Consider the following 21,798-nt stretch of genomic DNA (forward strand, 5'->3'; position numbering starts at 1 on the left):
ATATGTTGCAGAGGATAATCACCTTTTTTGAGCGTTACTCTTTCGGGGTATGTACTTACCTTGGCGACCGCTTTAATGTATCAATAGCTAAAATTCGCCTGTTTTTTATCTATTCGTCGTTTTTGGCTGTAGGCTTTCCGTTGATATTTTATTTTTTTGCAGGCATCGTGCTTGATATCCGTAATTACGTTAAACGTACACGCACTCGGCTTACCGATCTGTAATTCACAGTACAACCTTAAAACACGACCCCTCACCCGGGCAGCTCGTTACCGAAATACTGCCGTTCATCCTGTCAATAAACTCTTTAACCAGCAATAAGCCAAGTCCGTTGCCTCTCTCGCGCTGTGTACCATGGGTCGACTCATTGTCACTACCTTTAAAAAGCTGCTCTGCCCTGCTTGCAGGCATACCTACGCCGGTATCAGTAACCTTAATTTCAGTTTGCTTATCTGCCATTACCGCACTTATGGTTATGGTGCCATTCTCGGTAAACTTGTTAGCATTGCTCATCAGGTTACGTAAAATAAATTCCAGTACACGCTTATCAGTGTTGATGACAAATTCCTGGTCAATTGCATTAACAATGGTATTGCCCTTATCACGGTTATTAAGCACCTGCGAACCAACTATGCGCTGCACCAAGTCTTTGAGATCAATATTATCGTAGTTAAACTTGTCAAACTTTAGTTGCATTTCGCCCCAGTTCACCACGTTCTCTATCATATCAATGGTGCTGTCCAGTTGCAAGCTGATGGAGCCCATCATGCTGTTGGTTTCTGCTTCATCCAGCAAATCGCTGTTCCTGAATTCAATAACGGACTTTAACGAAGCCAGCGGATTACGTACATCATGCGCAAGTATGGAGATTATGCGTTTCTGCGTTTGGGTTAAGTAATTGAGGTGCTTGTTTTTAATGCGCAATTCAGCCACTTTGATCACATTATCGGCCAAAACTTTAAGCGCAAAGCGTTGCCGCTCGTTTAAATGCCTTGGTATGCGGTCAATAACGCAAAGGGTACCAAGCCTGTCGCCCGTACTGGTTACCAGCGGAACACCTGCGTAATAACGTATAGAAGGATCGTGCGTTACCAGCGGGTTATCAAAAAACCGGTTATCCTGCCGTGCGTCGGGTATCTCAAATAAGTTATCCTGTAAAATGGCATGGCTGCAAAAAGATATATCACGGTGCGTTTCGGAAGCATCAAGCCCTACCCTTGCCTTAAACCATTGCCGGTTGGCATCAACCAGGCTAATGAGTGAAATAGGCATGCTGCACAGTTCAGATGCCAGCTTAACAATGTCGTCAAATTCCTGCTCCTGTGGCGAGTCGAGCAATTCAGTATTATACAAAGCCTCAAGCCGGGATACCTCATTGGCCGGGAGTTGCGCAATATTCATTTAATGAAAGTTTTTACGGATTGTCGATTATACGATAGCTCGCCTGTTTAAGTTACTTTTTGGCTAACAAATATTGCTCAAAAGTTAATTTTGAACGCTTTGTTAATTGCATTTTAATAAAACAAATAAGCGCGCTACAGTATTATAATAAGTCAAACAAGTTACCAACTATGCTAATTATTTACAAGTTTCGCAGTAAAAAATGACCGGCTCAACCACACCTGAACCACCCATTGATAACGACATTTTTCGCACGCTTGTAGAGCAATCGCCAACGGCAGTAGCGCTATACACCGGCCGTGAGATGCGCATCCATATTGCTAACGATGCCATGCTGCGGCTTTGGGGAAAAGGCCCGGAGGCGGTAGGCCAGGTATTGCGCGATGCCCTGCCTGAACTGGAAGGCCAGCCCTTTCATGATTTGCTGGATAACGTATACATGTCGGGCCTACCATACGAGGCTACTGAAGACCGTGCCGACCTGGTTGTTGACGGCCGCCTGCAAACATTTTATTACACATTTACTTACAAACCTTTAAAAACCTCGGTAGGCGTAGTTTGGGGTATTTTAAATACCGCGACGGATGTTACCGAGTTGGTGCTTACACGCCAAAAGCTACGCCTGAGTGAAGAAAGCACCCGGTTTGCCTTATACGCAGGAGAGTTAGGAACATGGGATCTTGATCCGCTTAATAATACCATTACCTGGGATGAACGTTGCAAAGAATTATATGGCTTCCCGAAGGATGACGTAACTACCTACGATAAAGTTTTAAGCAACATTCACACGGATGATAAAGGTACTGTTGATGAGGCGGTAAAACGCGCGCTCGACCCTGACTCGGGTGCCAACGGAGAATATTTTTGTGAATTTCGTACCATTGGCGCTTCAGATGGTAAAATACGCTGGCTGCGCTGCAAGGGCAAAGCTTATTTTGACGATAACAATCAAGTTTACCGCTTTGCCGGAACCGCCGTTGATATCAGCCGCGAAATATTAACCAACAGCGAAAATGCCAAACTACTTGCGCTTATTGATAACAGCAGCGTATTTGTGGCCCTGTCCAGCTTAGATGGTTACATTACTTACGTAAACACGTTTGGCCGCGAGATGATAGGGCTTGACAGTATTGAACAAGCCCGCCGCGTAAATGCTGATTACGTGATGCCAGGCGAAATAGACCGGATAATTGATGACCATACCAGCAGCCTCGCCGCAACAGGAACGTGGGCGGGTAGGATAACCTATCGCCATTTTAAAACCGGCGAGCCAATACCGGTTGAGGCAAGGACTATTCTGGTGCACGACCCAATAACCGGTGAGCCTAATGGCCGCGCTACAATAGCGCGCGACCTGCGGCAGGAACTGGCCGACAAGCACGCTCTACAGGAAAGTCAGCATCTGCTATACAACATTACATCTGCCTCGCCTACCTCGCTTTGGATGGCAGATAAGGACGGCAACATTACTTACGTAAATAAAACCTGGCTCGACTGGACAGGCCAAGCCTATGACGAAGTTTTAAAGGATGGCTGGATGAACGCTGTTGTAGATGATGACCGGCCGCAGTTAGCTAATTCTTTCTATAATTCACTTGAACGGCGCGTACCTTACGAAACCAATTTCAGGCTTAAAGGAAAAAACGGTAAAGAGATTTGGTGCGTGGCCAAAGGCAATCCGCAGTATTATAACGACGGCACCTTTGCAGGATACATCGGATCATGCACGGATATTACAGAAGAAACGCTGATCGGCAGGCAATTACAGCAAACCAATACCGAACTGCATGAGCAGATAAACCAGTTCGACTTTGTGACCGACTTTATGCCGGTGCAACTGTGGACTGCCAACCTGAACGGCGATATCGACTATGTAAACCGCCGCTTAACTGATTACCTCGGGGTTGATGCCTCGAACCCTAACAATCGCCAGTGGAATTACTACGTACACCCCGATGATTTGCAGGGTACACTTAAAGCCTGGCATGATGCTTTGGCGGCAGGCAGCACCTTCCAGGTTGAGTTCAGGATGCGCAACGCCGATGGCGCTTATAAATGGCATCTGTCTCGCGCGTTGCCGTTTTACAACGACGGGCACATTGTGAAATGGTTTGGAACCAATACCGACATTGATCAGCATAAACAACTACAACGCCAAAAGGATGACTTTTTGGGGATTGCCAGTCATGAACTTAAAACACCGGTTACCAGCATAAAGGCCTACGCACAGGTGCTTGGCGCCATGCTTACTAAAGATGGCGAGCATAATAAAGCGGCAATGGTGAACCGTATGGATAACCAAATAAACCGCCTTACCAACCTGATAGGCGACTTGCTCGACGTTACCAAGATAAACTCCGGTAAGCTGCAATTTAACAAGACCTGGTTTAGCCTGAACACCCTGGTGAGAGAGGTGATGGACGATTTACAGCACACTACCGTAAAACATACCCTTGTGCATGATTTTGCAGACACGGGAAAAATTTTCTCAGACCGCGAACGCATCAGCCAGGTTTTGGTAAACTTGATAAGCAATGCCATAAAATATTCTCCGGCTGAGGGTGAGGTAATTATACGCACACATCGCCAAAATAACACTGTTACCGTAAGTGTTGAAGATTTTGGTATCGGTATTGTGCCTGATAAACACAAGCGGGTGTTTGAGCAGTTTTACCGCGTCAGCGGCAGTAAACAACACACTTTTCCGGGGCTGGGGCTCGGCTTGTACATATCCTCAGAAATTATTAAACGCGAAGGCGGCAAAATGTGGGTAAACAGTGTTGAAGGCGAAGGATCAACCTTTCATTTCAGCTTACCCGTTGAGCCTGTGAACAACGATTTTATATAAGATACTTACGACATTTTTAGATGACTGACCTTAAGCATAAAAAGATAATGATTGCAGACGACGATCCGGGAATTGTGGACGCTGTGGAGATGCTGCTTGAATTTGAAGGTTATACCGTTACCTCGACCGTTGAAGGTTCATCGGTGTTAACACTGCACGATAACCTGCCCGACCTGCTTTTACTCGATATATGGATGAGCGGCGAAGATGGCCGTGATATTTGCCGTAGCCTTAAAGCAGATAACGCAAAGAGGCATATTCCGGTGATCATGATATCTGCAAGTAAAGATATTAAGGACTCAGCGCTTGAAGCCGGAGCCGATGATTTTTTGGCAAAACCATTTGAAATGAACGATCTGCTGGGCAAAATAGAGGCGCTTATCAAATAACCGCCGCGCTGATGCTTATCTTGCAACCTTAATTTTCGACGGATGTTAAAGACCTTATTGGTAACAAGTTTGCTCCTGCTGGCTGCGCCCTATAAACAGGATGCGAATATTACGCAGTTAAATGGCGATGCTATTTTAGGTAAGTGGACGTCGGAAGACAAGAAACTCGTGGTTGAAATGTACCGCTCGGGTGCTGAATATCGCGGCAAGATGGTTTGGTTTAAAGATGACGACAGCAAGCCCATGAGCGAATGGACTGACAAACACAACCCGGACGAAAAACTGCGCAACCGTAAGCTTTTAGGTATGGATGTAGTTACCGGATTAAAATACGATCACGAAGACAAAAGCTATAACGACGGCCACATTTACGAAGCCAAAAGCGGCAAAACCTGGAACGCCACTGCCAAACTTGCCAGCAATGATGTATTAAAAGTTAAAGGCTACTGGCACGTAAAATTCATTGGCCGTACCATGACATTTATGCGGGTGGTCAACGCTACTGCAAAAAATTGATTATACAAAAAAGCGCCGCATGATTAATTCAAGCGGCGCTTTTTATATAGTTAAAAAAACAGGTGATTAAGCTTTGCCGAATTCACCGTTACCTTTAAATTCAACTTCTTCGCTTACTACAGCAGCAGGTACTGAACCTACGCCAAAGTCGGTACGTTTGATGGTGCCGCTAACCTGAAAACCTGCAACATCTTTTTTTGTCATCGGGCTAACTTTTGCACCACGGAACCAAAGGTCAAGCGTTACTGGTTTGGTAACACCGTGCATGGTTAAGTTACCGGCTACCTTGAATTTACCGGCACCAGCTGGCGTAATTTTAGTGCTTTTGAATGATATAGTAGGGTATTTTTCAGCGTCAAAAAAGTCAGCGCTTTTCAGGTGGCCATCGCGTTTTTCATTATCGGTATCAACAGAAGCTACCTGGGCGGTAAAATCAAACTTAGCATCGCTAAAGTCGGCTTTTGATGAAGTGATCGTAGCATCAAAATCTTTAAAACGGCCGTCAACGTCTGACAGCATCATGTGCGTGGTGCTGAATTTCAAGTTAGCGTGTGCTTTGTCAAGCTTCCAGGTACTTTGCGCAAAAACAGCAGTTTGCATTAAAACGGCTGCCAAAAGGATAATTGTTTTTTTCATCGTCTTTTTATTATTATGGTGTTAATTACTTGTTTTGATGCACAAATGTAACAATAGGTTTAAGCATTATAAAAATATTTGTTTAAACATGTATTATATTACAAATTGATGATATTCAATAATTAAGGCATTAAGCTGCTAAAACTGTTGAGCAAATATTAACTTAAACTCAATAAAAATCACCTTATAAAAAATAATTGTCGCAATTATAAAACTCTACAACCTTTATGTTTTAACGCCGTATAAGTGCATATCCCTGATTAATAATTGGCTACCTGGCACCGATGGATGCCCCGGCGCCAAATAAAGTGTTGGTTATGAATTGGTGTGTAGTTTCTATTTGTAAAAGTGTTAAAGCAACTTTTTTACTCCTGTTGCTTTCAGTCTCCTATTTGGTATCAGCCCAGGATACTCCAGAGCGTATTCAGGTGTCATCAGTATCAACTAATAAAAATACCGGTCAAAATTATTCGGCCTGGCTAAGTGATAGTTTGGATGAGCTTGTTCCTGAAGCCTGGGAAAACAACTTTATTTATGCCGATGTAATGCTTCGGTTTAAATACCACAGCCGCATATCACAAATAAAACTGTATGATTATACCGGCGTGTTTGAGGATAAGCCCGCCGAAATTTATGCCCTCAACGGCACTGAACGTACCTTACTGGGTTACTTCACCGGCCCGGCTTATGGCATTTTTCAAACCATTGATCTGCCATCGGCAGTTGAGGCGGATGCTATTATTGTACATAAGTATAGCAACAACATACCGCAAAAGGTATTTGCTTATGGTGTTGAAGATACTACCCGGGCTACCTCTCCGGCCATTGAACTTGTGGCCGAAAACGTTGGCAATAACCCAACGCAACCAACTACCCCGCCGGTTACCGAACCGGCTGACGGCTATGTAAAAATACCGCTCGAATTAAGCCGCTGGTACCAACTGAATAACGTAAGTGATGGCCTGAACCGTTTATTTGATGGCGTTACTGATGTTGAGGTAACTACCGGCTGGGGCAAGCTGTTTAATAATTACGATGCCTATTACCCTGTGCCTGAAGGCCAACATATTGATATTGCCAAGCTAAAATTTTTTAACTATACCGGCGCCCTTGGCGATTACCCTTTAACTGTTTCGGTAATTGATAGCCTGGGCCAGCGTAAAACTATAGGCACTTACCGCGGCGGATACTGGAACCGCTGGGTTGGCCCCTACCCTGAACGCGCCGACCAGTTTTTATTAGATACCATTGCTACCAACGTAAAATACATTGTACTTAATTGCTGGTACCAGTTCCCTACAGAAATTGAGTTCTACGGCAATTATACCGCCGCTCCGGTTTCACCGGTATCGCAGCCTGCGGACTCGTCAGGAGCCCCTCTTATTGCCGGTTATCCGCTTAAAAACTTTATGGGTGTTAACGCTTTTGAGTGGGATTTTGAAGATCCGGTTAACCCATTTGTGGTAGAGAGCAAGCGCCTGGCAGCTATGCGCACTTTCTCGCAAATAAGGCATTATATGGATTGGGAAAAGCTCGAATCTCAGCAAGGCGGCTTTACCTACGCCCCAACGCATAGCGGTGGCTGGAATTACGATGCGATGTACAAGGCCTGTTACGAAAATAACATCATGGTGTTGGCCGACCTGAAAACATTACCTAACTGGCTGCTGCAATCGTACCCCGAAGATCAGCGTGACAGCGAGAACATACCGGTAAAATTCGGTGCTAACTATTCTGACCCCAAATCATACATTGAGCAGGCGCGTGTAGCATTTCAGTATGCTGCAAGGTATGGCGGCAACAAGTCTGTCAACAAAAACCTGCTATCCGTTAACAGCTCTCCGCGTTGGACGGATGACCCGATCAATACTGTTCGCGTAGGCCTCAACTACATTAAATACATTGAGTGCGATAACGAGCGCGATAAATGGTGGAAAGGTCGTAAAGCTTACCAAACCGCGTATGAATATGCCGCCAATTTATCAGCCTTTTACGATGGGCATAAAAATACAATGGGGCCAGGTGTAGGTGTTAAAAACGCCGATCCGAACATGAAGGTGGTTATGGGCGGCCTTGCATCGGCCAACCCGGAATATGTAATGGGCATGATAGAGTGGTGCCGTATAAATCGTGGCTATAAGGCTGATGGAACTGTAAACCTTTGCTGGGATATTATTAACTATCACTGGTATTCGCATGATGCCGAGATGATACCAAACTCGGTACCTACCCGCGGTATGGCCCCTGAGGTAAACAATACCATGCAAAAAGCTAAGGACTTTGTGAACATCGCAAAAAAATACTGCAACAATATGCCGGTTTGGGTTACGGAAGCCGGTTATGATGTTCATCCGAATAGCCCGATAAGAGCCATCCCTATCGGCAACAAAACCATTGAGCAAACCCAGGCCGACTGGATTTTGCGTACCGCTTTATTATACGCACGCAGTGGTGTTGAACGCCTTTTCTTTTACCAGGCTTATGATGATAATATTGAAAGCCCGGTACAATATAGTTCATCTGGCCTGCTTAACCCTAACCGCTCCCGCAAGCTGGCTGCTGAGTATATCAATCAGTTTAACAAAGCTTTTGGCAAATATACCTACGCCGAATCGTTAAGCAGCACGCCGGTGGTTGACCGTTACGAGGCAGATGGCGAATCAGCCTATGTACTTTACATACCCGATGAAAAAGGCCTTACCGGCAAGGATACGCTTAACCTGCCCGGCGTTGACTCGGTGCGCATTTATACACCGCAGGCAGGGGGCCTTGGTATCAGCAAGCGCAAAATTACCAACGGCCAGTGCATCCTGAACATCAGCGAAACACCGATTTTTGTGGTTCCGGTACCTAAAAGTACTAACGTTATGGGCAAAGCGCTTATGTCGTTAAAACAAGGTATTGGCGCTATTCCTAAAACCGATACGATAGCTACTCAGCAAGGTTATACCATTAACCTGTTTCCAAATCCATCGGTTAATTACGTAAACGTGAGCTTCAGTAACAACAGCAACAACAAGGTTAACATCAGTCTGGCTGATGCCGTTAGCGGCAGAGTTTACAGTAACCATGAATTTAGCAAAACGGGTAACGACTTTTCGCAGCGTATAGATATCAGTAAAATGCCTTTAGGCGTTTGCTTGGTGATGATCAAACAAGATGATAAAACAACCATCAAAAGGGTTATCAAAACAAATTAAGCGGTTATTACGGTTTAGTTGAAATGGCCAAAAGAGGCGTAAAGCGTATACAACGGAACAAATAACAAAAAGAATACCCTTGCCATTTGCTGCCTGTTGCCATTGCCCTCAACCAGTACATTGTACAGGTCGGTGCGTATCATCTTGAATTTAGCTTTCATATTGTGTAAGTTTTATACACAATAGAGGCAGGCTGCTTATAAAGGTTTAAGCAGGCTGAGTAACTGTTTAATTACACAGCTGATTATTAATTAGATAAACTGATTAAGCACCTGCTCTAACTGGCTGGCCTGTATAACACCAGACTGGCGCCATTTGCTTTCGCTGTTTTTAAAGACCATAAGCGTAGGCACACTTTGAATGTTATAAGCATTCGCTACTGATGGGTTCTTGTCCACATCAATTTTAATGATTGTAACCTTATCGCCTACGGCGTTTTTTAATTGCTGTAGTATTGGCGGCATCATTTTACAGGGGCCGCACCATTCGGCTGAAAAATCAATAAGTACCGGTTTATCTGATGCAATGATGTCTTGAAAGTTTGCCATGATCTTTAAATCTAACTAATGTAACAACAGTATGCGCATGTACTTGTTTAGGCTGATTATTTATTAAATGTCAAAAAAAATGGCTGTATTTGCAACCATTATCAACTCGATATCGTCTTGATGATGTACAAACCACAAAACCGATAAAATGCAATCTAAAATTTACAATACCACTCTATTTTTTAAAACCTTTTTGATGATGCTGATCGTGTCGGCCACCTTTTCCGCACAAGCACAAAAAATAAAGACGATAGGTAATAAATTACGTTCCGGTTCATCAAACAACACGTTTGGCGCGGTTAAAGGCGGCGAAGTAGGCATAAAAATGAAAGCCGGTAAAAAACCTGTAAAACTGCTTAAACTAACTTTTAACGTAGAGAACCGCCAGCAGGATAGCCTGCCGTTTAAGGTAAACGTTTACCAATTTACCGATGAAAAGGCCGGCGAAAACCTGGTTAAGCAGGAAATAACCGGCGCAATAGCACCAGGCAAATCACGACCGGTTATCGATCTGGCACCTTATGACATTCAGGTAAGCGGCGATTTATTGGTGAGTATTGAATGGTTAAAGACCTCGCCGGGTATGGAAACGGCTTTCTCTATCGGCTTGTTTAACGGCGGCACCTATCATAAAGATTCTGCAACGAGCGACTGGGAGAAGATTCCTGTGGCCGGTGTTGACTTTAATATGCAGGTTATGGAGGTCAAAAAATAATGGAACATTTTACTTATCTGTAAAAAGTACCACACCTTAGTTATTTAATACCATTACCGGTGGTATATAACCGCTACTTTTGTAGTATGATTAGCGGTTACCCGATATATGACATTTGTACACTGAGCGGCCACCAGGAGCATGACCTGTTGGCTGACCGCTTTGCAGATTACCTGAAGAAGCATGACAAGCTGCATTTTCCACACAAGCACAGCTTTTATCATTTAGTGTACTTTACAAAGGGCGGCGGTACACACGTTATCGACTTTGAAACTTACGATGTAAAACCGGGCCAGATATATTTTATGGTACCCGGTCAGGTGCACAGCTGGTTTTTTGAAGGGGAGATAGATGGTTATATCATTAACTTTTCGCAGGCATTTTTTACCTCTTATCTGCTCAGGCCGGATTACCTGGACCAGCTGCCTTTTTTAAGCGGCAACCCCGACGATGCGGTTTTACAGCTCAGCTCTCAAACAATAAGCGCGGTTACAGCCTTATTTGAAAACGTGATAACCGAAAGCGCGAGCACCGACCGCTACCGTTTCGATATGATACGCACAGCGATGATACGTATTTTTACGTTAGTAGCGCGCGAGCATAAAAAACACGCCGAAGTGGCCGCGCCTACGTATAACCAAACCCTGCTGGCTAATTTTAAACGGCTTATTGAGCAGCATTACAACATGCTTAAACTACCCAAAGATTATGCAGCTATGCTGTACATTACCCCTAACCACCTTAATGCTTTGTGTAACGATATGCTGGGCATATCCGCTGGTGAGGTAATTCGTAACCGTGTTGCTTTAGAGGCTAAGCGTATGCTGATTAATCCTAAGCTTACCATTGCCGATATTGGCGGCAGGCTCGGCTTTGCGGACAACTCATATTTCACCCGCTTTTTTAAAAAACAAGCCGGCCTAACACCCGAAGAATTTCGTAAAAACTTTAAAAACTAAAATACCATGGCTTCCCAAACATCAAAAACCGATACTAAATATATACCGCAATTTAGCGCGTTTTTAAAGGCCAAATGCCCGAGGTGCCGCCGTGGTAACATGTTTGCCAACAGCATGTATAACCTTACCGGCCAAAACATGTATCGAAGATGCCCCCACTGCGGGCTTACTTTTGAGCGCGAACCCGGATATTTTTATGTGGCGATGTATGTAAGCTACGCCATGAACGTGGCGGAAATGGTTACCATAGCCGTGGCAACCATTATACTCACCGGCTCCGAGTCGCCGTGGTTGTATGCGGGTTTACTGCTGGGTTCAATCCTGGTGCTGGCACCATTTAACCTGCGTTACTCCAGATTAATTTTGCTTTATTGGATGACACCCGGCGCCAAATACCGCCCCGAACTATCCGGAGATTTGCCGCATAACCATGAACATGACACTCATCAGCATTAAAAATAATTGATTTTTTAAAGCGAATAGATTTTATAAATAAGATATTTGATTATCAATAAATTATAAATAAGGTTACAACGTAACATCTCAAAAAATTTAAAACTTTAAGTTATAAAAGGCGAGGATGATTAAACCCTCGCCTTTTTACTGAGTTTAACATTTAAACAGCCGTCGGCCGGTTTATAATTTTTGCCGATAATGATTGATATTTTTTACGAGACCGGCGGCTGTTTACTTATGTTGAACTAAAACTTTGAGAGATGAAAACTTTAAAATTATTTGCCATTGCTGTTTTAACCTTCGGAGCCGTATCGGCAGCTAACGCGCAGGTTCAGGTTAGTGTAAGCGCAAACTTTGGTACACCTGTACGATATTACGCCCCACCGGTAGTTTACGAACGCCCTGTGGTATATGAACGCCCTATCGTTTACAGCCCACGCCCGGTAGTGGTTGAAAGGCCGGTATATTACCGCAGGCCGGCAGTAGTATATGCCCCACGCACCGTTATTTACGAACGCCCGGTACGCTACCGCGCAGTTAAATATTATGGTCCGGGCCGTGGCCATGCCTGGGGACATTATAAACATGGCCGTCATCACCGCCATTAATAGTACTAACTATTGATACCCCTTTTTAAACGAGCCCCGCTTTTAAACAGCGGGGCTCGTTTTTTGTTAAGCGTACATTAACAGCGTAATACGCCACTATTTTTACGCTTTAATTACTAATGGTTAGGTACATTGCGGTAAATATAAATTATGCGTAGAGGCGGTTTCTTTTTTTTCTTTTTGATATTCGCGGCAGTAAGTTTACTGCTTGACTGGTATGTTTTTTCGGGTTTACGCACCGTGGTTGCCGACTGGCAATCGCGCTGGCGCATAGCGTTACTATCAACTTTCCTGATATTGTCCATAGGCGTAACGCTCACTTTTGTGATCGGCATTTCATTTACCGACACCTCACGCGGGCTTTCACAGTTCCACATGTGGTCGCTTAGCGTGTTTATGGCATTTTTTGTAAGTAAAATAGTGTTTGTAATGGTGCTTTCACTTGGAGATTTAGGCCGTTTTGTGGTTGGTATAGCATCAAACGCGGGCAAATCGGGTATCGATCAAAGCCATCCGTATTTTCCCGAAAGGCGCAAATTCATCAGTGAAATAGCTGTGCTTTTAGCAGCGCTGCCGTTCAGCGGATTTTTCTACGCCATGTTTAAGGGCAAGTATGATTATAAGGTGCACCGCCATAACGTTTACTTTAAGGACCTGCCCGAAGCGTTTGACGGCTTTACCATCACGCAGCTATCTGATATTCATGCAGGCAGTTTTGACAATGCTGATGCAGTACAAAAAGGCATTGATAAGGTAATTGAGCTCAACAGCGACCTGTTTGTTTTTACCGGCGATTTAGTAAATAATACTGCCGATGAGATTGAACCTTACATTAGCCGCTTTGGCAAGATCAAAGCTAAGTACGGCCAATACTCCATTTTAGGCAATCATGATTACGCGGACTACATTCAATGGGATAGCCCTAAAGCTAAAGAAGAAAATTTGGATACCTTGAAACAGCATCACAAGGAAATGGGCTTCCGCCTGATGCTGGACGAAAATATTACCTTTGAAAAGGACGGCCAGAAACTTCACCTTGTGGGCGTACAAAACTGGGGGCATGGCTTTATTAAAGTCGGCAATTTAAATAAGGCACTCAAGGGTTTAAGCAAAGATGATTTCAAAGTACTTCTCTCCCACGACCCAACCCACTGGGAATATGTTGTACGCTACCACGAAAATCCGGTGCATTTAACACTGTCGGGCCATACGCACGGGGCGCAGTTTGGCATTGAGGCGCCCGGCTTCCGCTGGAGCCCGGTTAAATACCGCTACCTGCAATGGGCAGGCTTTGCCAAACAACACGACCGCAAACTGTACGTAAACCGCGGCTTCGGCTTCCTGGCGTTTACGGGTAGATTAGGTATATGGCCGGAGATTACAGTATTAACGTTAAAGAAAGGGTAACAATACCACTTAAATTCTACCATAAATAAAAAGCACAAACCGTAAATAAACGACATTACCGGCATCAGGAATGCCCGGAATAGTACAGGCCCTGCTAAAGCATAAGCTTTAACCAGGCAGGACGTAGCCGGCGATTTTTGCTTCTTTTGATCGCTCAAAAGAAATTTAGGACATGTAATGAAGATGCTATTATTCGGGGTTAGTGCTTTATTCATCGTCAGTCTGCTCCTGGCCGCAGAGGCCAGTTACTTTACCTTAGATACAAAGTAACCAAACATCAAGCCGGAAAAAACCTTCAGCCGCACAGGCCATACTCCCCGCTCGGTTTTCCGGCAGGCCGACGCTCTTTTTGATTACTCGTCATTGAGTAGGTTTATCCTGTAATCCTAACATAAAGTAGCATTTTTCAGACAATAACTACTGCCCTGTTTTACTACCTTTGCCAGCCTATGGCAGATACTTCAGCATCTTTAAAAAACAAATACGACAGCATAATTTTCGATCTTGACGGCACTTTGTGGGATAGTACCGCCAATGTAGCTGTGGCCTGGCAAACTGCCAAGCAAAAGGTTGATTTTATACGGGATGACATTACCCAGGCGGATGTTCGCTCCATTACCGGTATGGCTTATGATGCCATATTTGTTAAGCTTTTGCCTTACCTGGATGACGAAAAACGTAATGAGTTCAAAGCCCATTGCTCGGTAACGGAGCTTGAAGTACTTAATGAGCTGGGTGGCGAACTTTACCCCAACCTGGAAGAAACCCTGCAATACCTGAAAGAGCGTTACCGCTTGTTCATTGTAAGTAATTGCCAGAATGGTTACGCCGAAACCTTTTTTAACCATAGCAAACTGCGCGATTATTTTGAGGGTTTCCAATGCTACGGCACCAAAGGCCAGCCAAAAGCTGAGAATATTGTAGACGTTGTAAATGACTTCCAACTGAAAGCGCCGGTTTACGTTGGCGATACGCAGGGAGATTACGAAGCTACTGTTAAAGCGGGCGTTCCGTTTATTTTTTGCAATTACGGCTTCGGCAAGGTAGAGAGCGGACAGGTAGCCACCATATCAAGCTTTGGCGAATTGATGGATATATTGTAAACAGTAAATTATAAAAAGAAAAGCGGGTAATGAATACACTACCCACTTTTCTTTAGCTACTCTACCGGTTGCAATACCGCCGAAAACTTTTGTTCATATGCCCTAAGTTGCTTTTCTATCTTAACGGCAAGTGCATCCTGGTGGGCGGCTTTAGTATAGCGCACCATATTCTGCAAAATATAAACGCCAAAGTTTACCATCCGCAGATCCACACGATTAGGGCTATCCTCATACACCGAGGCATTGTAATTCAGTTCATCTGTAAGATAATCGTAAATATCCCCCGTTAGCTTATTACCCAATTTAGTATCACTTACATGGTAAGCCATCTCCGCCATGTGCGATTTACGGTTAGCCACATCCACAAACGGATTCAAGTTTGGCATCACCTCGTCAAACCGGTTGAGCACCTTACGCGCCATGTCGTTTTTACCTTCGGCAATTAAGCCATCGGCCAAAGTTAAAAAGGTGGTGGTTAGCGCGGGGTAAAACATTGTTACCGATTGCTCATCCAAAAACCGCGCGTGTTTAAAATTCCCGAACCTGAACTTGTTCATCACATTATCATACATCACCCCGGTGTTCACCTTAGCACTCTGATCCTGCAGCGAGGTATCAGGCTTTAACGGTAACAGGCGGTAAGTAAACCCTTCGCGGTACATGTAATCATCCAAACCTATCATGTTGCGCATACCGGCGGTAGCGGTAAAACATATCGGTCTTTCCCAATTGTTATGCGCCAGCATGTCCAGCATAGCCAGGTTATTCTTTACAATCAGGTTGGAGTTATACTGCCAGGTAATGCTATCAGCCATGTTTTTGACTTGACCGGCTGTTAAAACCTTGTTTTTGATTACGTCATCCGGCTTTACGGTTATCTTAAAGTTTTTTGTAGGCAGATAATTGGATACCATGCCGCTTTGATATTCCACGTGTGTACCCGGATCGTCGGACGTTATAAAATCAAAAACTTCCTTAACTTCTACATGGCCGGGGATGTGCTCATCGTTATAATAGATCACATCGCGCACGCCTTCTTTATATTTATTATACGGCATGGTGATAGGCAGCGGTGCCGACTCGTTTACCTTATGCTGCATTTGCTTAATGAGCCAGTCGCTGGTAAAAAGGCTCAGGTTAACCAGGCGCACATCGGGCCTGATGTTCTCTACCTCCTGCGCGTACCATAACGAGTAGGTTTCATTATCGCCATAATTAAACAAGATGGCGTTAGGCGGGCATGATATGAGGTAGTTATATGCCATATCGTGCGCGGTCAGTTTGGTTGAACGGTCGTGACCTCGCCATTCTCTAAAAGCCATCAGCACCGGGGCACAAAGCAGGCAAAGCAGTGTAGCCAAAGTAGCCGACTGCTTTAATTTAAAACGCTGCTGCAATAGCTCGCTAATGGCCACCACGCCCAAACCTATCCAGATAGCAAAGGCGTAAAATGAACCTACATACGAGTAATCACGCTCGCGTGGTTGTATGGATGGCTGGTTAACATACAATACAATGGCAATACCGGTAAAAAACCAAAGCAAGGCAATTACTAATGCATCGCGCCTGCGGCGCTTAAAATGATAGTACATCCCTATTAAGCCGATAATTAGCGGCAGTCCGTATAATGGCGCATACGACGGGCTTTCGGTTACCGATTTAGGCAGATGTTTGCCGCCGTCCAGTATACCGGTTGTCCAGTTGCCATCTAACGAGGTCATGCTCTGCTGGCCGTCCATGTCGTTATACCGGCCAACAAAATTCCATAGAAAGTAGCGGGCATACATCTGGTAAATCTGCCAACTGAACATAAAGCCCATGTTATCGATAAAATTCGGCGTGTGGCTATCGTCCATTTGCATCCACTGGCGGTAAAACTGCGGATCGTCGCCATCATCGCTAAACATGCGCGGGAAGAAGGTATTATGATCGTAAACCAGCTTTTGCTTGTAGCCTGTTTTCTCGTACTTGGTTTCGCCCTTGCGGTAGCGTGCCGCGCCATTTTTTTGGTCGATTGGCTTACCATCGAAATACGGCCCGTACAGGAGCGGGCTCGGCGAATACTGATCGCGGTTAAGATAACTGGCCAACGTAAACGCGTTATCGGGGTGGGTATTATTTAGTGTTGGATTGGCAGTTGCCCTTATCGGCACATACATAAAACAACTGTAGCCCAGGTACAAAAACGAGAGGCACATCAGCGCCAGGTGAACATAATACTTTTTGTGCCTGATGCTGTATAATATCCCCCAAACAATAAACGCAGTCAACAACACAAAAAACACGATAGCACCGCTATTAAAGCCTAAGCCAAGCGAGTTTACAAAAAAGAAATCGAACCAGCCGGCAAACTTAACCGTGTACTGAATAATGCCATATTGTACAAAAGCCAACAATACTACACCTAATAAAAATACCATAAAGCCTTTTTTCAGGGTGACATTTTTATACCGCCTGAAATAGTACACCATGGTTAGCGCCGGTATGGTAAGCAGGTTGAGCAGGTGTATACCGATGGATAGCCCCATTACATAAGCTATAAAAACCAGCCAGCGGTCGGCACCGGGCTCGTCGGCATGGGCATCCCACTTTAATATAGCCCAAAACACCAGTGCAATGCACAGAGAGGACAATGCAAATACAATGGTTTCGACTGCGGAAAACCAAAAGGTATCAGAAAAGGTAAAGGCCAGTGCCCCTACCAGTCCGGCTCCCATAATGCTGATAAGCCTTTGCTGAGGCATGGCATCAGCATAAGTTTTAGCGGTGAGCTTTTTAGCCAGCGCCGTAATGCTCCAAAACAGGAACATGATGGTGGCCGCACTTGCGATTGCTGAGCAGAGATTGGTAAAGTAAGCTACCTTGGTACGGTCGCCAAAGGAAAGCAGGGAGAAAACCTTACCAATCATGGCGAAAAGCGGATAACCCGGCTGGTGCGATACCTGCAAACGATACGCGCATGAGATGAATTCGCCGCAATCCCAAAAACTTACTGATTGCTCGAGGGTGAGCGTGTAGGTTATGGCGGCAATTATAAAGCACAGCCAACCCAGCAGGTTGTTAATTTTATTATAAGGCATGGTGGAGTGATGTAAAAGTTTCTTCAATGCCGTAAATATCCGCTTTTTATAAGGAGTACAGTATGCGTTAACTTTTTTTAACAGGAGATGTTAAATTGGAGTTAATTGAAATTATTTAATTCAATAACCAACCCACCAAGAAATAACTTCCAAACCCAACTATATGAATAAGCAGCAGTACCCAATCCGGGCGCTTCCATTGAATAACTGATTTTATCATAATTATAACAACTAAGCCTGCACTAAAAATAATTGCCACTATTATGCTTAAGAAATCCAAATTAGGTGTACATGGTCCAGATTTGAAAGTATCAAATGAATTGAATACCACAATTAATACCCAGGCAGCTATGTAAAACAATATTGATAAGGCAACAGATTTAGATTTACGGATCATAAGCGGTTAAAATAATCATTCACTAAATAAAAACAATAAGCGTTTATTTGCTATTAGCTATCATAATGTTAACAATCAGGCTGTATTACTCAAAATATATATAAATATTGGCCTTCTATTTTTATCTTGTACCATATTTACTGTAAATGCAAAACATCTACGCTGCTAAACGCTGCAAACTGATACTGGCCACGGCTGGTGCGCTACTGTGCGGAACGTTCGCCCGGGCGCAATCAGTTCAGCTCCCCTATCAGTACCAGTTCTATCAAAAATTTAATGCCGATGTGTACTCCACATCAAACAACATACATACGGCGTTTAAACCGCTGCTGATTGATAGTTCGCTCACCGCAAGGTATGATTCGCTGATGAACTACGGTGCTGATACCAATCGCCGTGGATGGGTTTACCGCAAACTTTTCAGGGAGCATTTGTTTGATGTTCGCAAAGAGGATTACACGTTTTACGCCGACTACCTGCCCGACCTTACCATAGGCCGCGACTTTAAAAGCAAGGAAAGCACCTGGCTTAACACCCGCGGGTTTCAAATAGGCGGTACAATTGGCACTAAATTCTCCTTTTACACCAGCGGCTTTGAAAACCAGGGCCGCTTTGCGCCATATATAGATGATTACGTACGCTCAACCCGTATGATACCGGGCCAGGCGTATGATCGTAAGGGTGGGTTGGAACAAACCAAAGATTGGTCGTACGTTACAGCCGTAATATCATACACGCCCATTAAGCAGTTAAACTTCACCTTAGGGCAGGATAAAAACTTTATAGGCGATGGCTACCGTTCGCTGCTCCTATCAGATTACGCCACCAACTACCCATTTTTTCGTGGTACATTAACGCTTGGGCCTATACAGTACACGGCAATGTGGGCTTACATGCAGGACAGGCAGGCACCGAAGTTTGATACCTATGGCGATAACCGCCGTAAATGGGCCGCTTTCCATTACATCGACTGGACCATCAGCAACCGTGCGTCATTAGGATTTTTCAACGCCTACATAGCATCCGAAGCTGATGATGAAGGCAACCGCCGTGGTTTTGACGTAAACTTTATCAACCCGGTATTTTTTGCCAGTTCGATGGGGCCATCAAGTCAGCCGGGTAACTCTATTGCGGGTTTTAACGGTAAATACAAATTCCTGAACAAACATGCCGTTTACGCACAATTGGTGCTCGACCGTGTGCAGGGCCGAGAAGGCAAAGCCATAACCAGTAAAGGCTGGCAGGCAGGTGTTCGTGGTGCCGACCTGTTTGGCGTTCAAAATTTGAATTATTTGGCTGAGTACAATACCGCCCAGCCTTATACCTACACCGGCGCCCAGCGCATGAGCGGCTATACCGCATTTAGCGAACCGCTGGCACATCCGTTCGGCGCTAATTTTAAAGAGGCGTTGGGTATTATCAACTATTCTGTTGGCCGTTTTGACCTACAAGGCAAAATGATATATGCTAAATACGGCGTTGACGAAGCAGGTACCGACGATAACTTCGGTAAAAACATACTACGAGGTTTCAACGGCGACCTAATACCAGGCACCGAAACCGGCCAGGGCATCAATACCACTCTAAAATATGCTGAAGGCACCGTGGGCTTTATACTCAACCCGCGCTATAATTTAAAACTGGAAATTGGTGGCATCTATCGCCAGCGCAGCAACCGTTTGGGCACTTCAAACACCGCAATGTTTAGCATTGGGTTGCGTAGTTCGTTCCGCAATTTGTACTCGGATTTTTAACCGATACAACATAAACATTAAAGGCGCTGAACATAATCTCAGCGCCTTTGTTTTTTACAGATAAATTCAGATAATTATGCCCGAATTACCCGACCTGCAGGCATTTAGCCATAACCTCAATAAAAAGCTAAAAGGCAAATCCGTAAAGCAAGTTATTACGCATACCGGTAAATTAAATGTTAGCGCCGAGGAGTTAAGCAATACCCTTCAGCATCAAAAAGTAACAGCAATTTATCGGGATGGTAAAGAACTGCATATTAAGTTTTCAAAAGGCGATGTGCTCGGCCTGCACCTGATGCTGCATGGTAAGCTGTTTTTATTTGAAGGCAAAAACGAAAATAAATATTCGTTGATCGAAATACTTTTTACCGATGATACCGGCCTTACCCTTACCGATTTTCAGAAAGCAGCAACCCCTACACTGAATCCCGAACCAAAAGACGCGTTGGACGCGCTGGCTAAAGAAGCCGACGAAGCTTTTTATAAAGAGCTGCTTGGCAAAAGCAAATCGGCCATTAAAAATATATTGCTCGACCAAAAGATGATCCGAGGGATAGGCAACGCTTATGCCGATGAAATTTTGTGGCATGCCCGTATATCACCATTTTCGGCAAGTAATAAAATACCGGCCGATAAGGTTAAAGCGTTAGCCCAAGCAATTAAAGGTGTATTGACGGATGCTGAAAAGCAGATATTGAAAAGCCATCCGGATATTATAAATGGTGAGGTTAGGGATTTTATGCTGATCCATAATTCTAAAAAGACACACAGTCCAGAAGGTGCTGACATCAAGATAAAAGCCGGAACGCGCAAAACGTATTACACCGACGAACAGGAACTATATAAATAAGCCACACTATGAAAATTAGCAAATACCTGCACTCCTGCCTGCTATTTGAATTAGACGGGCATAAATTATTATTCGACCCCGGCAAGTTCTCATTTGCTGAGGGGCTTGTTACCGCCGATATGTTTACAGATGTAAGCAGCATTGTTATCACCCACATTCACCCTGACCATTTTGACCTGGAAATACTGCAAAGCATTTTAGCTGTTGCCAATGCCAACCTATACACCAACAGCCAGGTTGGTGAACAACTCACTAAATCAGGCATACCCTTTACCTTGATTGAAGAAGGAGAAATCAAAATCGGGCCGTTTACATTAAGTGCCATCCCGGTTACACACGAAGCTTTACTGGATAACCCGATACCGCAGATGACGGCCTTCGTAATCAACAACAAAGTACTTTACCCGGTAGATTCACTTAGCGATGAATTAATTGATTACAAAGGAATTGAATTATTGTTAATGGTGACTATGGCCCCCTTTGCCACCGAACGCGGTATTGCCGCCTTTGCCGACAAGATGCAGCCCCGGCAGATACTCCCGGTACACGATGGCTACGCCAAGGAATTCTTTATTAAACAACGCTATACCAACTACAAAAAGCATTTTGAAAAGCAGGGTATCAAGTTCCATGAGATATACGATGTTGGCGCTTCCGTAAATTTGTAAATAGCGCTAAAAATAAAAACCCACTACATGTTTGCAGTGGGTTTTTACTTTTGTCCAGACAAAAGGTCAAGTTTATATCGACTATAAAAGACAGATTATTTCTTGTTCTTTTTAGTGGTGTCTTTTTTTACTGTGTCTGTTTTGGTTGTGCTTTTTGTACTGTCTTTAGGAGCAGTTTGAGCAAATGAACCTAATGTAAAGGCTGATAATACCAGCACGCTTAATAGCTTTTTCATAGTTTTTCAGATTTAAATTTTATAATA

Annotated in this window: 21 protein-coding genes; 14 read left to right on the top strand and 7 right to left on the bottom strand. The window is 44.3% G+C overall.

Annotated elements, in window-relative coordinates; genetic code table 11:
- Positions 1-2 precede the first annotated feature (2 nt).
- Positions 3-224 carry a PspC domain-containing protein gene (locus tag LT679_RS06875; protein WP_232176721.1) on the top strand — a complete coding sequence of 74 codons (222 nt, stop codon included), beginning with the start codon at positions 3-5 and terminating at the stop codon, positions 222-224.
- A 1-nt stretch (position 225) separates the two neighbouring features.
- Here the strand turns inward: LT679_RS06875 and LT679_RS06880 are convergent, their stop codons facing one another.
- The gene (locus tag LT679_RS06880; RefSeq protein WP_232176722.1) at positions 226-1,401 is read right to left on the bottom strand and encodes a GAF domain-containing sensor histidine kinase; all 1,176 of its coding nucleotides are present in this window, start codon (positions 1,399-1,401) and stop codon (positions 226-228) included.
- 202 nt (positions 1,402-1,603) lie between these two features.
- Between LT679_RS06880 and LT679_RS06885 the strand changes: the two genes are divergently transcribed.
- Genes LT679_RS06885 through LT679_RS06895 form a run of 3 tightly spaced genes read left to right on the top strand, consistent with a single transcriptional unit; the run spans position 1,604 to position 5,154 of the window.
- The gene (locus LT679_RS06885; protein ID WP_232176723.1) at positions 1,604-4,249 is read left to right on the top strand and encodes a PAS domain-containing sensor histidine kinase; all 2,646 of its coding nucleotides are present in this window, start codon (positions 1,604-1,606) and stop codon (positions 4,247-4,249) included.
- 20 nt (positions 4,250-4,269) lie between these two features.
- Entirely contained in the window at positions 4,270-4,638 is a 369-nt protein-coding gene (locus LT679_RS06890; RefSeq protein ID WP_232176724.1) for a response regulator transcription factor, read from the top strand.
- A gap of 42 nt (positions 4,639-4,680) precedes the next feature.
- A complete protein-coding gene (locus tag LT679_RS06895; protein WP_232176725.1) occupies positions 4,681-5,154 on the top strand; it encodes a DUF2147 domain-containing protein in 474 nt (157 codons plus the stop codon).
- 66 nt (positions 5,155-5,220) lie between these two features.
- Here LT679_RS06895 and LT679_RS06900 read toward each other — a convergent pair whose 3' ends face one another.
- Complete coding sequence (locus tag LT679_RS06900; RefSeq protein ID WP_232176726.1) at positions 5,221-5,790, bottom strand: YceI family protein; 570 nt, start codon at positions 5,788-5,790, stop codon at positions 5,221-5,223.
- A 374-nt stretch (positions 5,791-6,164) separates the two neighbouring features.
- On the opposite strand from LT679_RS06900, the gene LT679_RS06905 reads away from it, so the two are divergent.
- Positions 6,165-8,990 carry a T9SS type A sorting domain-containing protein gene (locus LT679_RS06905; RefSeq protein ID WP_232176727.1) on the top strand — a complete coding sequence of 942 codons (2,826 nt, stop codon included), beginning with the start codon at positions 6,165-6,167 and terminating at the stop codon, positions 8,988-8,990.
- A gap of 14 nt (positions 8,991-9,004) precedes the next feature.
- On the opposite strand, the gene LT679_RS06910 is transcribed toward LT679_RS06905, so the two are convergent.
- Together LT679_RS06910 and trxA are read right to left on the bottom strand one after the other, a co-directional pair.
- Positions 9,005-9,151 carry a hypothetical protein gene (locus tag LT679_RS06910; RefSeq protein WP_232176728.1) on the bottom strand — a complete coding sequence of 49 codons (147 nt, stop codon included), beginning with the start codon at positions 9,149-9,151 and terminating at the stop codon, positions 9,005-9,007.
- A 90-nt stretch (positions 9,152-9,241) separates the two neighbouring features.
- The gene (gene trxA / locus LT679_RS06915; RefSeq protein WP_232176729.1) at positions 9,242-9,538 is read right to left on the bottom strand and encodes a thioredoxin; all 297 of its coding nucleotides are present in this window, start codon (positions 9,536-9,538) and stop codon (positions 9,242-9,244) included.
- 148 nt (positions 9,539-9,686) lie between these two features.
- Here trxA and LT679_RS06920 point away from each other — a divergent pair, with 148 nt between their 5' ends.
- The 6 genes from LT679_RS06920 (at position 9,687) to LT679_RS06945 (ending at position 14,786) form a co-directional block, all read left to right on the top strand.
- Positions 9,687-10,253, top strand: a complete 567-nt coding sequence (locus LT679_RS06920) for a hypothetical protein (protein ID WP_232176730.1) — start codon at positions 9,687-9,689, stop codon at positions 10,251-10,253.
- A gap of 86 nt (positions 10,254-10,339) precedes the next feature.
- Entirely contained in the window at positions 10,340-11,212 is an 873-nt protein-coding gene (locus LT679_RS06925; RefSeq protein WP_232176731.1) for an AraC family transcriptional regulator, read from the top strand.
- Positions 11,213-11,218: 6 nt separating this feature from the next.
- Positions 11,219-11,668, top strand: a complete 450-nt coding sequence (locus LT679_RS06930; protein ID WP_232176732.1) for a DUF983 domain-containing protein — start codon at positions 11,219-11,221, stop codon at positions 11,666-11,668.
- 260 nt (positions 11,669-11,928) lie between these two features.
- Positions 11,929-12,276: a hypothetical protein gene (locus LT679_RS06935; RefSeq protein WP_232176733.1), complete on the top strand. Its 348-nt coding sequence runs from the start codon at positions 11,929-11,931 to the stop codon at positions 12,274-12,276.
- 150 nt (positions 12,277-12,426) lie between these two features.
- Positions 12,427-13,683 carry a metallophosphoesterase gene (locus LT679_RS06940; protein WP_232176734.1) on the top strand — a complete coding sequence of 419 codons (1,257 nt, stop codon included), beginning with the start codon at positions 12,427-12,429 and terminating at the stop codon, positions 13,681-13,683.
- Between the two features lie 449 nt (positions 13,684-14,132).
- Complete coding sequence (locus tag LT679_RS06945; protein WP_232176735.1) at positions 14,133-14,786, top strand: HAD family hydrolase; 654 nt, start codon at positions 14,133-14,135, stop codon at positions 14,784-14,786.
- 56 nt (positions 14,787-14,842) lie between these two features.
- Here LT679_RS06945 and LT679_RS06950 read toward each other — a convergent pair whose 3' ends face one another.
- The gene (locus LT679_RS06950) at positions 14,843-17,893 is read right to left on the bottom strand and encodes a glycosyltransferase family 117 protein (RefSeq protein ID WP_232176736.1); all 3,051 of its coding nucleotides are present in this window, start codon (positions 17,891-17,893) and stop codon (positions 14,843-14,845) included.
- Between the two features lie 88 nt (positions 17,894-17,981).
- On the bottom strand, positions 17,982-18,263 hold the full coding sequence (locus LT679_RS06955; protein ID WP_232176737.1) for a hypothetical protein: 282 nt from the start codon (positions 18,261-18,263) through the stop codon (positions 17,982-17,984).
- A gap of 146 nt (positions 18,264-18,409) precedes the next feature.
- On the opposite strand from LT679_RS06955, the gene LT679_RS06960 reads away from it, so the two are divergent.
- The 3 genes from LT679_RS06960 to LT679_RS06970 all read left to right on the top strand — a co-directional run bounded on the left by LT679_RS06960 (position 18,410) and on the right by LT679_RS06970 (position 21,535).
- A complete protein-coding gene (locus tag LT679_RS06960; RefSeq protein ID WP_232176738.1) occupies positions 18,410-20,017 on the top strand; it encodes a gliding motility protein RemB in 1,608 nt (535 codons plus the stop codon).
- A gap of 76 nt (positions 20,018-20,093) precedes the next feature.
- Positions 20,094-20,867: a DNA-formamidopyrimidine glycosylase family protein gene (locus LT679_RS06965; protein WP_232176739.1), complete on the top strand. Its 774-nt coding sequence runs from the start codon at positions 20,094-20,096 to the stop codon at positions 20,865-20,867.
- A gap of 8 nt (positions 20,868-20,875) precedes the next feature.
- Positions 20,876-21,535 carry an MBL fold metallo-hydrolase gene (locus LT679_RS06970; protein WP_232176740.1) on the top strand — a complete coding sequence of 220 codons (660 nt, stop codon included), beginning with the start codon at positions 20,876-20,878 and terminating at the stop codon, positions 21,533-21,535.
- Positions 21,536-21,630: 95 nt separating this feature from the next.
- On the opposite strand, the gene LT679_RS06975 is transcribed toward LT679_RS06970, so the two are convergent.
- Entirely contained in the window at positions 21,631-21,771 is a 141-nt protein-coding gene (locus LT679_RS06975; RefSeq protein WP_232176741.1) for a hypothetical protein, read from the bottom strand.
- Positions 21,772-21,798 lie beyond the last annotated feature (27 nt).

The organism is Mucilaginibacter roseus (assembly GCF_021215455.1).
Taxonomy (GTDB): Bacteria; Bacteroidota; Bacteroidia; order Sphingobacteriales; family Sphingobacteriaceae; genus Mucilaginibacter; species Mucilaginibacter roseus.

Coding starts and splice junctions, on each gene's coding strand:
- LT679_RS06875 (WP_232176721.1), top strand. CDS start 3: ATGTTGCAGAGGATAATCACCTTTTTTGAGCGTTACTCTTTCGGGGTA.
- LT679_RS06880 (WP_232176722.1), bottom strand. CDS start 1,401: ATGAATATTGCGCAACTCCCGGCCAATGAGGTATCCCGGCTTGAGGCT.
- LT679_RS06885 (WP_232176723.1), top strand. CDS start 1,604: ATGACCGGCTCAACCACACCTGAACCACCCATTGATAACGACATTTTT.
- LT679_RS06890 (WP_232176724.1), top strand. CDS start 4,270: ATGACTGACCTTAAGCATAAAAAGATAATGATTGCAGACGACGATCCG.
- LT679_RS06895 (WP_232176725.1), top strand. CDS start 4,681: ATGTTAAAGACCTTATTGGTAACAAGTTTGCTCCTGCTGGCTGCGCCC.
- LT679_RS06900 (WP_232176726.1), bottom strand. CDS start 5,790: ATGAAAAAAACAATTATCCTTTTGGCAGCCGTTTTAATGCAAACTGCT.
- LT679_RS06910 (WP_232176728.1), bottom strand. CDS start 9,151: ATGAAAGCTAAATTCAAGATGATACGCACCGACCTGTACAATGTACTG.
- trxA (WP_232176729.1), bottom strand. CDS start 9,538: ATGGCAAACTTTCAAGACATCATTGCATCAGATAAACCGGTACTTATT.
- LT679_RS06920 (WP_232176730.1), top strand. CDS start 9,687: ATGCAATCTAAAATTTACAATACCACTCTATTTTTTAAAACCTTTTTG.
- LT679_RS06925 (WP_232176731.1), top strand. CDS start 10,340: ATGATTAGCGGTTACCCGATATATGACATTTGTACACTGAGCGGCCAC.
- LT679_RS06930 (WP_232176732.1), top strand. CDS start 11,219: ATGGCTTCCCAAACATCAAAAACCGATACTAAATATATACCGCAATTT.
- LT679_RS06935 (WP_232176733.1), top strand. CDS start 11,929: ATGAAAACTTTAAAATTATTTGCCATTGCTGTTTTAACCTTCGGAGCC.
- LT679_RS06940 (WP_232176734.1), top strand. CDS start 12,427: ATGCGTAGAGGCGGTTTCTTTTTTTTCTTTTTGATATTCGCGGCAGTA.
- LT679_RS06945 (WP_232176735.1), top strand. CDS start 14,133: ATGGCAGATACTTCAGCATCTTTAAAAAACAAATACGACAGCATAATT.
- LT679_RS06955 (WP_232176737.1), bottom strand. CDS start 18,263: ATGATCCGTAAATCTAAATCTGTTGCCTTATCAATATTGTTTTACATA.
- LT679_RS06960 (WP_232176738.1), top strand. CDS start 18,410: ATGCAAAACATCTACGCTGCTAAACGCTGCAAACTGATACTGGCCACG.
- LT679_RS06965 (WP_232176739.1), top strand. CDS start 20,094: ATGCCCGAATTACCCGACCTGCAGGCATTTAGCCATAACCTCAATAAA.
- LT679_RS06970 (WP_232176740.1), top strand. CDS start 20,876: ATGAAAATTAGCAAATACCTGCACTCCTGCCTGCTATTTGAATTAGAC.
- LT679_RS06975 (WP_232176741.1), bottom strand. CDS start 21,771: ATGAAAAAGCTATTAAGCGTGCTGGTATTATCAGCCTTTACATTAGGT.